Annotated in this window: 11 protein-coding genes and 1 pseudogene; 2 read left to right on the forward strand and 10 right to left on the reverse strand. The window is 50.9% G+C overall.

Annotated features, from left to right (window positions below; translation table 11 throughout):
* Positions 1–862: 862 nt before the first annotated feature.
* From M5B43_RS13930 to M5B43_RS13955, 6 genes and pseudogenes are all read right to left on the reverse strand, one after another.
* Complete coding sequence (locus M5B43_RS13930; RefSeq protein WP_248750652.1) at positions 863–1,255, reverse strand: hypothetical protein; 393 nt, start codon at positions 1,253–1,255, stop codon at positions 863–865.
* Entirely contained in the window at positions 1,252–1,470 is a 219-nt protein-coding gene (locus M5B43_RS13935; protein ID WP_248750653.1) for a hypothetical protein, read from the reverse strand. Before M5B43_RS13935 ends, M5B43_RS13930 begins: the two co-directional genes overlap by 4 nt.
* Positions 1,467–3,395: an integrase gene (locus tag M5B43_RS13940; protein WP_248750654.1), complete on the reverse strand. Its 1,929-nt coding sequence runs from the start codon at positions 3,393–3,395 to the stop codon at positions 1,467–1,469. The genes M5B43_RS13935 and M5B43_RS13940 overlap by 4 nt, the downstream gene beginning before the upstream one ends.
* On the reverse strand, positions 3,392–5,239 hold the full coding sequence (locus M5B43_RS13945) for an integrase (protein WP_248750655.1): 1,848 nt from the start codon (positions 5,237–5,239) through the stop codon (positions 3,392–3,394). The genes M5B43_RS13940 and M5B43_RS13945 overlap by 4 nt, the downstream gene beginning before the upstream one ends.
* A 40-nt stretch (positions 5,240–5,279) precedes the next feature.
* Positions 5,280–6,698, reverse strand: coding sequence for a site-specific integrase (locus M5B43_RS13950; RefSeq protein ID WP_248750656.1), 1,419 nt, complete (start codon positions 6,696–6,698; stop codon positions 5,280–5,282).
* Positions 6,699–7,658: 960 nt separating this feature from the next.
* Positions 7,659–8,360: pseudogene (locus tag M5B43_RS13955) on the reverse strand (mechanosensitive ion channel family protein); the annotation flags it as partial.
* A gap of 193 nt (positions 8,361–8,553) precedes the next feature.
* On the opposite strand from M5B43_RS13955, the gene M5B43_RS13960 reads away from it, so the two are divergent.
* On the forward strand, positions 8,554–9,900 hold the full coding sequence (locus M5B43_RS13960) for a DEAD/DEAH box helicase (RefSeq protein ID WP_248750657.1): 1,347 nt from the start codon (positions 8,554–8,556) through the stop codon (positions 9,898–9,900).
* A gap of 49 nt (positions 9,901–9,949) precedes the next feature.
* Here M5B43_RS13960 and M5B43_RS13965 read toward each other — a convergent pair whose 3' ends face one another.
* Positions 9,950–10,225 carry a hypothetical protein gene (locus M5B43_RS13965; protein WP_248750658.1) on the reverse strand — a complete coding sequence of 92 codons (276 nt, stop codon included), beginning with the start codon at positions 10,223–10,225 and terminating at the stop codon, positions 9,950–9,952.
* A 154-nt stretch (positions 10,226–10,379) separates the two neighbouring features.
* Between M5B43_RS13965 and M5B43_RS13970 the strand changes: the two genes are divergently transcribed.
* Entirely contained in the window at positions 10,380–10,769 is a 390-nt protein-coding gene (locus tag M5B43_RS13970) for a transcriptional regulator (protein WP_248750659.1), read from the forward strand.
* Positions 10,770–10,779: 10 nt separating this feature from the next.
* Here the strand turns inward: M5B43_RS13970 and M5B43_RS13975 are convergent, their stop codons facing one another.
* The 3 genes from M5B43_RS13975 to M5B43_RS13985 all read right to left on the reverse strand — a co-directional run bounded on the left by M5B43_RS13975 (position 10,780) and on the right by M5B43_RS13985 (position 12,822).
* Positions 10,780–11,646 carry a DUF6279 family lipoprotein gene (locus M5B43_RS13975; RefSeq protein ID WP_248750660.1) on the reverse strand — a complete coding sequence of 289 codons (867 nt, stop codon included), beginning with the start codon at positions 11,644–11,646 and terminating at the stop codon, positions 10,780–10,782.
* A gap of 66 nt (positions 11,647–11,712) precedes the next feature.
* On the reverse strand, positions 11,713–12,435 hold the full coding sequence (locus M5B43_RS13980; protein ID WP_248750661.1) for a TorF family putative porin: 723 nt from the start codon (positions 12,433–12,435) through the stop codon (positions 11,713–11,715).
* 207 nt (positions 12,436–12,642) lie between these two features.
* Positions 12,643–12,822 carry a hypothetical protein gene (locus M5B43_RS13985; RefSeq protein ID WP_003193095.1) on the reverse strand — a complete coding sequence of 60 codons (180 nt, stop codon included), beginning with the start codon at positions 12,820–12,822 and terminating at the stop codon, positions 12,643–12,645.
* Positions 12,823–12,863 lie beyond the last annotated feature (41 nt).

A 12,863-nucleotide genomic window follows, 5' to 3' on the forward strand; every position in this document is an offset into this window, starting at 1 on the left:
TCGGTGAAATCATTCCACTCGCTGCCCACTGGAAGTAGCCTGTCCATGGGCCATTGTTTCGTGATCAGCTCGCGCAGCATCTCGCTAAGAATGTAGCCAGGATCGCTATTTAAGCCTGCTGTGCACTCGAATTGAAGCGCTTCTCGCCCTGTAACGGTATACACGTTCCTGTCGAATAGCGCTGACACAGTGGTTTTAGCGAGGATCGGGGAAAAAACACCCCTAATGACCGATTCTGAGAGGTGGAGCGACGATAGCTCCCATCCTTCCAGAATCAATGGACGTGTCCATCCGCGAGTCACACCCGATCTTACAACCGCCTCACTTACTGCCTTGGTGGTAATGAAAGGCTTCCGTTTACCGCCCATCACAAAGCTCCTTAAGGTTCGTCGTCATATGCTTGGATTGCCGACTCGAGATTGGTATGCCAGCCAGGTCATCGCGAGTAATGACCTTATGGCATTGCCCAACGGAGAGTGGATACCTTACAGCCCATCCTGACAGGTGATAGTCGATGTAAGTCGCTTTGCAGCTACCACGGTGCTAAGGCCATTAGCAGACTCGAGGAACTCATATCGAGCCGCCGATACACTATCCAAGCGCCTACGTGCATATCGCTGCATGAGTAGTCCAGCCTGTACGACCCCCAAGCGATGACCTATCTGTGGGGGCTTTTTATATTGCTGAGCGAAGCGGAGCAGGGGCTTCCTGGCTTCTTCAGGATCTATCGAAAGCCTACCTCGGTCAGTCACATAGTGGTTTTCCAATTTGTTGACGGCGTCCATAAACAAGCGCCCTTGCTTCTTCTCCCAGTCACTCTGCTCATCTAGCCACAAGAACATTAGGATCTCGTCCATAGTGTTCATTTCTCAGCAGCCTTGCTGTTTTTTTCCTTATGAGTGGCGATGTTGGTAACGTTACTCAATGCCGAGAGGTCTTTATTCAACTCATCGATCTGCGAGATAAGCATCAGCTCTCTGGCCAAGCTCTCGTGATAGAGGTCTTTGAAAAGCTTTTCAGCCCCCTTGCTGGGTTTCGCACTATTTTCTTTTTTTTGTTTGGCTGCGGCTGTCTTGGTCTTTTCGCGAAGCTCATCAAAGCACTCGCGATCTTTTCTGATGGAGCCTTTACCGCGCCCAGCTTCCAAGGCCACGTTGTTGATGGTGATCTTGCTGCCCAGCGGCAGGATGTTTGGCTTGTTTTCAACCAGTCGTTGAAGTGCTGTTTCATATTGAAGAATCACATCGGAAGTCATGAGTTCACGTCATCCTTAACAACCTGGACATGCTGCGCTTTATTTTCTGAAGCGCGTACTTTCGGGCGGGAAGGTTTACTGCTAGGTGAGCTCCGTTGTAATCCTGATTTAGCCACACCATTGCAGCAGATTTTCGCACCTGACGAAGCAAGTTGGTTGTTAATTAGTAGTTGAAAAGCAGCTTGGTATTGTTGTTGGATAACATCTAAGGTCATGCAATCACCTGTGAAATTTTGTCTTTAAAGAATTGCAGTATGCTGAGCTTGGTCTGCTCGGTGTTGTAGGCAAAAGTTCCTCTCGGAATACTTTCAATAACTTTGACTTGAATAAGGATGGATTGATCGAGTTTCTCCTCTTTGATGCATGCATTGCTGCAATTTAGGCAGGCGACATAGTTATGATGAGCCCGCTCATGACACTCTCCAACCTTTAAACAGCCTCCCAGCATGGTTTCTTTGTAAGAAAGTAATCCTTGCTTTACCTTTTTTAGAGTTTCAGCAAAATTAGTAGCAATGTTGCCCAAGAATGACGCTTTAATGTTGCGCTCATAAAAAGTCCCCGCTGCGCCATGAAGCGTTGCTTCTTCGATAATTACATCTTTCAAAAAAAGGCTAGCCTCCGCAGGGGTCGCTTGTTCTTTAAAGTATTTGGCAATTTCTGGATTGACGTCTTCGAAAAGATATTTGGCTGTCGCAAACCCTTTGGTGTAATAAAGTGCCATTTGGATTAAGGTGTGTTGCAGCATCCTCTTCAATGAAGGGAGTGATACTAATCCACTCTGTGCGGCATAAACGGCCATTGAGCGTCTGAATTGGTGAGTGGTTAATCGCCAATTTTCACCCGGCTGAAATTCGGGTTGGGACTGCCAGTCCCTGAGTGGATCCAGCATCACCAGTTCATTGAAATCTTCATTGTTAATAAAAGTGGCCGGGAAGGTTTCTTCCCACTTTGAAGGAGGAAGATTTGCTTGGGTTAGCTTTTTTGATTTCGACTTGTTTTTGTAATAGTTAGCTGTTGGCAAGTAGGAAACTGACAGGAAAAGTAAATCTTGGGTATTGATATGCGTAGGTAGGTATTGCTTGATTAGTTGCGTGATTCTCATGGCTGTTTCGTAAGGGTAGAGAATGTCCGCAGAGGTTACCCATTTCGCTGGTCGAGGTTCTTTCGTAAGTTTGATTGTCAGTCCATGTACTATGTAAGTATCATTTGAGATTTTTTCGATGCAGTTCTCTTTCAACAGGTACGCTTCTCGTTCACGCATTGCTGTGAATGTGTGTATAAGCATCTTGGCCGCATAATAGCAACGGTTGAGGTAGTTTCCGATGTTTGCTAGTTGATTAAAATTGTATTTATCGCTGATTTTACTAAGGCCGCAATCATCTATAGCTTGGTTAAAAGGGACGTTAGGCAGCGCAGGATTTTTTGATATCTGCTTCATCCTGCCGTAGTAGGGGTTGGCTGCGACCCGATGGTTAAGCTCTTCAATGTTGTCAGCAATTAAGTTGTATTCTGCTAGGAGCTCCTTGTAGTTCGAGATTTTCTCAAAAAGAATACGGCCTGGAATAACTGGATGCTGCTCTGACTCGTCATTGGACTCGCGAATGAGCTGGTCTATCAGTTTTAGGGCAAGTGGGGAGACCGGGTATATTGAATCCTCAACAACTTTATTGAGCATGGTTTGGAGAATTCTAAGGCCAATTAGCGATTTTACTTCTCGGATATGTTCACCGAACTCAATTGGCTTCTCAAAGATCTCTGCGATAGTTAATCCTTTCTCAGAGGCGAAGGCATGAACTTTGCGGAGAGCTCCAAGGTTTGACATTACCCCGTCGTGGCTAGGGTAGGAGCCTGTTCTCTTGGAAGGACGATGGATCTGTATACAGATGATCTTCTTTGCTTGAGCTAAGCTTGTAAGTTCTGTGTGTTTTTTTGTGCTGAATTTGGAGAAGCATATCGAAGAGGTCTTGAGATGGTGATTGCTTAGCTGAGGTGTAATCCATTTGTTGTGGGCAACGATAGAAATGATGTGTCCATCCATGTCGCGACTTATGACCGTATTGTCATTGACCTCGGATGCATCCATATTTAAATAAGCATCGTCACCACTGTTGGCGTGTTTACGCGCGTTAGTCCATTTCATTCAACCGCTCCAATGCGTACTAAGTTATCAAGAAGTGCTGCCCAGTAGTCGGTCAGAATTTCGTTGCTAAATACCTCTTGTTCAATCTTGTCTATGGAGTCGCTTATCTCTTTAGAGGTGTCTCTCAGCTTTCCAATTATGTAGTTGATTTTCTGCGCGGTCGCTCCGTTCAGTTTTTCAAATTCTTCGGCTGAAATGGACTGACATCTTATTTGCTTAAGAAAATATTGGAGGCTGAGCAGTTTTCGGATGTCATTATTCGTGGCGTGGGCAACAAAGTGCTCGCAAAACAGGCAGGTGATAAAGTTGTCGCACGATGGTTCGGCCACGGGGTGGTCGATTTCAACCAACGGAATTGCGTTTCCAGGTTCAATGCAATGCCCAGAAGGAATGCTGTTTTGTTTTCTTCTTTGCCAATTTTTCTTGTGCGCATCCGAAAGAAGATTATAAAAAGCACTAATTTCTTTCAAGGCCACATCATCAGCAGCAGTTGAATACGCTTTTGCGATTGTGCCAAAACTGCTCTGCATGATTTGGCTGGCGGCCGCAACTCCAAATTCTTTTAGTAGGTAGTTGTATTTATACAGCCGCAGTTGTCGGTAGCTTAAATAAGGAAAATTTTCATCAAAAGTTTGACGGATGGAATCTCCCAGTTTTCTTAGGGCGCCAGGCTGCAGCGGCCTCCACTGTTTTTTTGATGAAAACGGAATTTGAAGGAATAGAGATTTGCTTGGTCTACTGCTTGTAAGGAAAGCTCTTAGTTTTAAGAAAATCTCAAACTCTCTCACAAATCGGGTCGTGATAGTGAAGCTTTGCACCTTCCTACCCGCTCGCCATTTCACTGTCCTGAATCCTTGTACGCTCGGGGCGACTTCGTATTCTCCTGTTAGCCATTCCAGGTCTCTGATCTGTTGTTCATTCATGCCGGTGTTTGCTGCGAACATCAGTAAAAAACTATCATGCGCCCACTTTCCGAGGCGCTGCCTGTGAGCAGTGAGCACGTGCGGTTCTTTATTCTCATGCTCGATAGTTTCCAAGGCTCGGTAGTACCGCTTAATACGAAATTCATTGGTCTGCGGTATTAAAGTGCCTGTCTTGTAATGCCAAAGCTCTGTGATGAACCCAGGTGGCCGTGCTCGCTTCGTATGGCATAACCATTGGATAGGGAATACCCAAAGATTATCGTCCATTAAATTTACTTTAAATGGGTATTTCCATCCATTCAGCAGAGCGTCCGTAAATTCCTTGAACATTTCAGTGCATAGGCCTAGCCCATGAGCGACTTCGTCCTCGGGCGGAATAGGTGTTGGGTTGTAGTTTCGATTAACAGGAACCTTTGGGAGGGCTTGCTTGAAGTTAATGGTTGTTTCTGGAAAGAACCAATAAAGTACGGTGAAGGGAGCGCTTTGTTTTAGTGTAGCGGTATGGTAGGTGTATTTTCCGCCCATGTGTGTTTCGTAGATGTGATTTGAATATTTTGAGTAGGCTTCGTAATAAATCTCAACGTTGTCAAATAAGTCTGGGTATCCATTGTTGTAACTCCAGCAGAGAAACTGATTGAGTTCTCGTGAATTTGAGAGGAATGTAGACTGGCTGATAGCACCGGTTTTGACCGCCGTAACGGCGTTTCTGGCCCAGCCATCAAGCGCTTTACATTTGTTAGCATCTAGGTCGAATTTCTGGCACTGATAGAATGCCGTGTTTGCTATACGATAGCGGTCACGAAAGCAATGTGACCCTACATGGAACACAGCTTCATCTTTAGTCGCCAAAGCTACTTTATGTATTCCTAGCTCATCAATCTTTGCATCGATTTCCGGCAATGAGAGCTTATCAATGTCCACGACAGTGATGCCGGAGACCTGACGTAGGTAAGACTTAACCTTAACTATATACATGGTTCTCAGATATCGTCTGTAAGTGTTGCTCGAACATGCTTTGAGCTTGGAATTTCAGGTCTTTATCTTCGAGATAGTTTAGATATCTTTCAGTAGTGCTTCTCTCCGCATGCCCCATGCGCTGCTGGACTTTCCCGAGTGCTCGTGTGTAAGCAACAGAATTTACCGGTAAACCTTTAAGTTTTTCCTCGAGAAGGTTCATGCCGAAACACGCCCTCAGGTTGTGAAAGCGAAACTTGAATGATGATTCAAGTTTGTTTAAGGCAGGCTGAAGCGTCTCGGAAATAAATTTTCGAACAGAATTTCCATCTTGGATCGGGTTATCTTGTCCTCTCCTCATGTCGCTTTTCGCAATGTGAAACGGATTGCCACGAGATGTGAGAAAAACATATTGTGCGCCATCTGTTGGCTGCCCCGCCTTAGCAGCTCTTTTCTTATAGCGTTCAGAATTTACATATGTGTAAATGAGCCGGTTTAGCCATGATGGAATATAGATGTTCATTGCCTTGTTGTTTTTGTTATCAACGGCTGTGCGCTGTCCTATTCTGATGGCTACTTCTGTCCCTTTTACTGCTTCCGGATCTACTATGTCAGTTGTCCGCAGGGTGTAAGTTGCCAGCGAGCGTGCTCCGCTAGTTAGCGCAAAGAGGAAGCTAAGTACCATCTCTGTGTTTTGTGTTTCAAAAAGAACATTAATTAGTGTGCGCTGTTGCTCTTCACAATATGGGTATAGTTTGCCACCATCTACAATGTATTCACCTGTATTGACCTCTTTTGGCTGCATTATATTGAGGTTTGTGGTGATTACCTCTCTACCACTGCTAAAGCCTTGTCGATTGTTGTAGCGAACGTATTTTTTTATCTCAATCCAAAGATCTTGAGTTGGATGGTAATCGAAACGCCTTTTCATCCATCGATAAAAATTTACTACGATACTAATGCGCGAATTTGCCGTGGAAATTGCAAGTAGGTTACCGTTTATCCGTTCTTCGAGTTCGGCTCTGTAGTGATAAGTAGGCCGAAGGCTTTTTCTAAGTGGGGTTGATAGATAGTCTACTTGGTCAACGGACAAGGTATTGATGTAATCGACTAAGCCCTTTGCATACGATCTCAGCGTCTGGTCAGAGGGAGGGTTGTACTCCGACGCCCTTGAAAGAATGTAGAGAGACCCGTGGTGCCATATTGTGCCGTCTGACTTCAGAATGACCGGGACGTTCCTCAGTTCGTACTTTCCCGAATCACTCTTGAAAGGTCGGATAACGTATTTGCCTTGGATGACAGCCGCCTCAGGCAATTCATCATTGGAGGCTTCTTCTGCTTTGAATACGGAGATGAGAGGAAGAACTACAAATCGGAACTTCCTGAATGAAGTCTGGCGCTGTTTTCGGTTGACTGCTGCAGGCATGTTTAGACTGTCAGAGTGGGTTCGGGTAGAGGATTGAAAGTTTTAGAGCGGCCACTGTCAAGCATTATTCAAAGTATGCTAAAAGCATCCTCTAAGTTAGTTTTCTGAGCTCCTTTAATTAATATTTGATTAATTGACAATCCAATTTTGTGTTTGCCTGTTTTATTTTTTTTTGATCGCTTGTCTTCCAGCCCTGATGTCTCTGGGGGTTGAGGTCTTTTGACAGATGACTTATAGGTGAGAAAGGGTGGTAAATGTATATGTAGCTGGTAGATATCAAATATAAAGAGAATTAACTGAGTGTGACGTTATCTAAGATGAGTACCTTGCTTTATGAGCAGTGGTTGCCTAACCGGCAGCTGGAGAGGAGGGCTTTGAAACGTAGCCATCATGAGAATGGCGTGGCGCTGTGGGGACTGCCTCAAGACGACTCCGACCTACCAGTGGAGCGGCATCGCACACTGGCGATCTAGGCCCACGCTCACGCTGCCAGGAAGCTTCGATGTTCAAGCAACAGCTCCTAAGCGTGTACTTAATCATTCGCTAAGCAGAGCGAACTGATCGTATCCGCTTTTGAATGAGGCCAGTGATGGGTATTCCGAGGTCTCGCACAGCTCAGGTTGAAATCTGACTCACACAGCAAATCTCTCATACCCGCTGGGAAAATGGACACTGGGCCAGGGTTCTATAGCCGAAGGACTGGAACCACATACGGACTGACATTCGAGGATGTGAACTGGAAAGCCTCGGAGCACGCACCAGCCTAATTGCATTTCTGGTGACTTATAGAGGAGGGAGATCGATGGTCTATAGCCGTGATTTTGGACTATCAGCACTGCCTGCTGATGACACGAAGGAGGTGGGCACTTGCGGCCTTGCTAGTGAGCATCGTGGAGACCAGGTAGTCCATTTTTTTGAAGAATTCACAGGGATTAGTCAATCGATGAAAACTCACGGGTGATTCTGCACCTTGACGGTGTGCAGGGTGATGTCCACCACATCTCCGTCGGCGCCGACCTGGGGCATTTCGATCCAGTCACCGACCCGCAACATGTCGTTGCTGGTCAATTGCACACTGGCGACGAACGACAGCAGGGTGTCTTTGTACACCAACAGAATCACCGCCGACATCGCACCCAAGCCCGACAACAGCAACAGCGGCGAACGGTCGATCAGGGTGGCGACGATGATGATCGCGCCAAACACGAACAACACCATCTTCGCCAACTGCACATAGCCCTTGATCGAGCGGGTGCGTGCGTGTTCGGTGCGGGCGTAGATATCCAGCAGGGCGTTGAGCAGGGCGCTCATGGCCAGGACCTGGAACAGAATGGTGATCGACAGGGCCACATTGCCGATAAACAGGATCGCGGTCTTGCTCAGGTTCGGCACGAGATACAGGCCGAACTGGATCACCAGGGATGGCGTCATCTGCGCCAGGCGATGGAACACCTTGTTGTGTCGCAGGTCGTTGAGCCAGTGCAGGGCGGGTTGCCGGCCGAGCAATTTGATGGCATGCAGAATGAGATAACGTGCTGCCCGCCCGAGTAGCAGGGCCACCGCCAGCAATACCAGCAGGCCGAGGCTGGAATGCAGCAACGGGTGTTCATCGAGTGCGCCCCAGAGGTCTTGGACGTTGAGCCAAAGCTGTTTGATATCCATGGGTGAAACCGATTCTTCTGTAAGACAAGATGAGGCGATTAGAGCATTTAAGCGCAACAAAGTTGGCTTTACGGACAAATGCCTTAACAAAAAAGCAGCTGATTAGCGCTGTTCGCGTAAAGAAACTCGGTTTGGACGCCCGAAACCGTTACCCTATGCAGCTGATATTTTGTATTTCTTCGAGGTAGCACCCGTGTTTTCCCAATTCGCCCTGCACGAACGCCTGCTCAAAGCCGTGGCCGAGCTTAAATTTGTCGAGCCTACGCCTGTGCAAGCAGCGGCCATCCCGCTCGCGCTCCAAGGGCGTGACCTGCGGGTGACGGCTCAAACCGGTAGCGGCAAGACCGCCGCTTTCGTCCTGCCGATTCTGCACCGCCTGATTGGCCCGGCCAAAGTCCGCGTCAGCATCAAGACCCTGATCCTGCTGCCCACCCGTGAGCTGGCCCAGCAGACCTTGAAGGAGGTGGAACGCTTCTCGCAGTTCACCTTCATCAAGTCCGGCCTGATCACCGGTGGCGAAGACTTCAAGGTCCAGGCCGCCATGCTGCGCAAGGTGCCGGATATTCTGATCGGCACCCCTGGCCGCATGATCGAGCAACTCAACGCCGGTAACCTCGACCTCAAGGAAGTCGAAGTGCTGGTGCTCGACGAAGCCGACCGCATGCTCGACATGGGGTTTGCCGACGACGTGCAGCGCCTGGTGGCCGAATGCGTGAATCGCCAGCAGACCATGCTGTTCTCCGCCACCACCGGCGGTTCGACCCTGCGCGATATGGTCGCCAAGATCCTGAACAACCCTGAGCACTTGCAGGTCAACAACGTCAGCGACCTGAACGCGACCACGCGTCAGCAGATCGTTACCGCTGACCACAATGTGCACAAAGAACAGATCCTCAACTGGTTGTTGGCTAACGAGACCTATCAGAAGGCCATCGTGTTCACCAATACCCGCGCCGCGGCCGACCGCATCTACGGTCGCCTGGTGGCGCAGGAATACAAGGCGTTTGTGCTGCACGGCGAGAAAGACCAGAAGGACCGCAAGCTGGCCATCGACCGCCTCAAGGCCGGCGGCGTGAAAATCCTGGTCGCCACCGACGTTGCGGCCCGTGGCCTGGACGTGGAAGGCCTGGACCTGGTGATCAACTTCGACATGCCCCGCAGCGGCGACGAATACGTACACCGTATTGGCCGTACCGGGCGTGCCGGCAACGATGGCCTGGCCATCTCGCTGATCTGCCACGGCGACTGGAACCTGATGTCGAGCATCGAGCGCTACCTCAAGCAGTCGTTCGAGCGCCGTACCATCAAGGAAGTCAAAGGTACCTACACCGGGCCGAAGAAGGTCAAGGCGTCGGGCAAGGCCGTTGGCGTGAAGAAGAAAAAGACCGACGCCAAGGGTGACAAGAAAAAAGCCGGCGCCAAGTCACCGACCAAGCGCAAGATCGCCAACCGGCCGAAGACCGACAACCTGTCGCTCGTCAGCAAGGATGGCATGGCGCCGCTCAAGCGCCGCAAGCCAGAAGCACCCGCTGCCGAGTAAGGCTGGGCTGTTATGAAAAAACCGGACGTTGTCCGGTTTTTTTATGGCTTCAATTTTTCGCCTTGGCGGCGGCTTCATCCAGCTCCTTCAGGCGTTGGTCGATCAATTGGCACTTGTCCGGGAGATCCGCGCTGGCGGTATCCAGGTTCATGTGTTGCAACTCATCATTGATTTCCTTGGCTTTGGCCGGATTCTGCTGGGTGAGCTTGCTCACCTCCTTGGCCAACTGCTCGCGTTTTGCCGTGGCTTCTTCGGGTGTGCACGCCCAAGCGGGCAGGGCAGTCAGCAGGGCGGCGGCGACGGTCAGGTTCATCAGGGTTCTCATGGGGGGACCTCCTTGGCAGTGGTGTTCAGTTGAGGAGGCGAACGTCTGGAAAGTTCAGAGCAATGACGCCCGTCCATTCGGCTGAACGGCCAGTGGCAAGACGTGTCACTACCTTTGACGGGCTAATTTTCCATCGGCCTGCAGGAGGATCAGGATGACGACGTACAACTGGGATTTGATCGAGCGTCTGCTGCATGAGGTGCAGAACGGCGAGGGCAGCTTTGCTCCGCGCAAATACGCCGAGCAGGAAGCGGCGGATAAGGCCACGGCGGGTGAATCCACCGGTAATCTGGATGCGCTGAAAAAGACCGCTGCCGATTATGAGGCGTTGCTGTTCAAGCGTGGGTTTATTGAGTCACGCCCTGAGGAAGAGGGCGGCAATGGTGAGAATTTCATCTTGACCGCCCTCGGCGCACAGCTACTGGCGCTGATCGATAGTTCGATTCCGGGCAATGATCACCCGCGGCAGGTGCTGGACGACCAGGCGGATGCATTGGACCCGGCGACTTTTGCCATCGTGGCATCCAAGGCGCAGATTGCCTGAGTCAACCGTGTCACATTGCAGCGGCCTTAAGGCATTTCAGGGCCTTGAAGTCGCTGCGCACGCTGTCGATCTTCTGTGTCAGTTTCAGCCGCTGCGGCGCAGTGCTTTGAGCCATTAAGTCAACGATCAGGCTACGCGCCTCCGTTTCCGTCTGGGTGTAGGCCGCCCGATATTCCGGGGTCCACAGGCTTTCGCGATCGACCAGCAGTCGCTGGATTCTCTGCGGGAAGTCGGCACTGTGGCGTTGTTGTACGGCATCGATGAACTGCGCCTGCCAATGGGCACGGTTACCGATCCAGTGCGCGTTTTGTTCTCCCAAGGCAATCGACCAAGCCATCACGCGGTTTTGTTGGCGACTGCTCAGTGGGCCGATCCAGGCATCCAGGCGTTTGCTCATGCGCTGGGCGCGCTCCTTGATTTGCTGATCGAGGGGCGGCTTGAGGTATTCGTCCTGGCGCTTGCGCAGGTCCTTGGCCAGGGCGTCGTTCATGTCCTTGACCTGCTGGTCATCCAAGCCTTGCAGCAATTCGATCGCTGACGGGGTGACGGCCTGTGCGATCTCGGCAATGGCCTGTTTGGCTTCAAGGGTTCGGCTTTGTAGGGCGGCATCGGTGACTTGCTGGGTATCGACCATCTGTTGCAGGCGGTCGAGCCAATCCAGGTAGACGGGTAGCTGCGTCGTGCAATGCCAGGCGAGGTGTGCCTTGAGTGTGTCGTTGAACCAGCTCTTCTGCCCGGCGTGCATGTCCAGGTAGTCGTTGAGTGTCCAAGGGATGATCACATCGAGATTGCGGTAGGCCAGGCCCACGCGATTGCAGGCGGTGAGCACCAGGCTCAGGCTCAGCAGTACGACCAACAGTTTAAGCCGACGCAGCATGGGCGAATCCTTGCGCGGATGGGGTTAATGCATGTGAACCTGCGGCGTAGGCGACAGTTCAGCCCATCAATAGAACGACCGTGCGGCCTTCAAGGTCAACAGGCCGTCGCATTGCGAATTGTGTCCGGAGTAGGCCGAGCAGTCGCCGCCGCTGAGGCTGGAGTCGCTGTAGATCAGGTTCAGGTCAACGCCCATCCATTCCCGCGAGAACTGCACCGACCAGTCGTTGAAGCTGCGGATGGAGCCTCCCGCCACCGAGACTGGGGCCTGCAACTGATGCGTGGTGTACTTCATGCTGACGCCGATGCCGAAGGGCTGGGTGCCGCCAAGGTCGGCAAACAGGGTGCTGTCCTGGCGGTCGGGGTCGTTGCTGAAGGAGGCACCGAAGCGATTGCCCAGCAGGTTCAGGCCGCCGTAGAACTCCTGGCTGTCGAGCGGGCTGAGCTTGGGATAGCTGTAGTGGATCAAGCCCACTTCATAACCCAGGGTTTGGTCGAAAGGGTGTTTGAAGCCCATGTAGGAGTCGACTTCGAGGTTGTTGGCTGATGAGAGCCCCATGTTCGGTGAGAACTGGCCGACGTACAGGCCACTGTCATGGCTCAGGTCCAAGCCACCGTGAAACGAGTCGCTGCCGGGTGAGGTGGGCTTGACCAGGCCCTGTGCCATGCTGCGGCTGGGGGTGGTACCCAACTTCAGGTCGAAGTCGCCCAATTCACGCTGGAAAATTTGCGCTTCGGCCAGTGGGCTGGCGATCAATAGGCCGATCAGGAAAATGCAGTGCTTGAGCATGCTTCACTCCATGAAAAGCGAGGAGCAGTAACCGATGAGTTCGGGCAGATGCCCGTGCTAGACGTGTGCAAGCATACCGGCGAATACCAGGCGGTGAGGCCCGTTCGTCGATTCACGTCGCAGGGGATGTAGCAAGAGGGTGTTTCGGGCTCTAGTCCTAGCGCCTTGAAGGCAAGACGCTTAGGGACCAGGTGTATTGCGCGGGTATTACTTTTTGCCCAGGCTGATCTGCTTGGACGGGCCGAAAGTCTGGCCGCTCACGCCCTTGGCAATCTGCTGGATTTCGCCGCCGGACTTGAGGAAAGCCGCAATCTGGCTGTTGATCGATTCGCTGGTTTCAACGGCGGGAGCTGGCTTTGCTTTGCTGTTGGATGCTTTTACGCGCATGGCGGCCACTAACCTGTAGAAAATTAACTTGGCCAGGCATC

This window comes from Pseudomonas sp. MWU15-20650, assembly GCF_023242475.1.
Taxonomy (GTDB): domain Bacteria; phylum Pseudomonadota; class Gammaproteobacteria; order Pseudomonadales; family Pseudomonadaceae; genus Aquipseudomonas.